The following is a 321-nucleotide window of genomic DNA, read 5'->3' as shown; positions in this document are numbered from 1 at the left end:
CATGATGTTCCCCATGGTGGGGGTGGTCTCCGGCCGGACATGGCGGGGGCTCTCCGCCGAGGACCGCGAGCTGATCGAGACCACCATGGCCGAGCACCTGGAGAACGTGCTTTCCGGCTTCCAGGCCATGGACGCCGCCCAGGAGGCGCAGATCCGCGAGCTGGACCTCAACATCGTCGAGGCCGATGCCGAGTTCTTCGCTGCCGCCATCGCCGACTGGGAAGCCACCTGGGGCGACAAGGCCCCGAGGCTGGCGATGCTTCGTGCGGAAGCCGACCGTCTGCGTAAATGAGGGTGACGCCATGCTGTCACGACTTTCCG

General features: G+C 66.7%; 1 pseudogene. It reads left to right on the top strand.

Annotation, left to right across the window (positions count from 1 at the left end):
* Positions 1-292 (top strand): annotated as a pseudogene (locus J5F18_RS18170) (C4-dicarboxylate ABC transporter substrate-binding protein); the annotation flags it as partial.
* Between the last annotated feature and the right edge of the window lie 29 nt (positions 293-321).

This window comes from Halomonas sp. BM-2019 (genome assembly GCF_017584085.1).
The sequence above is the reverse complement of the archived record's forward strand: the minus strand, read 5'-3'. Positions and strand labels throughout refer to the sequence as shown.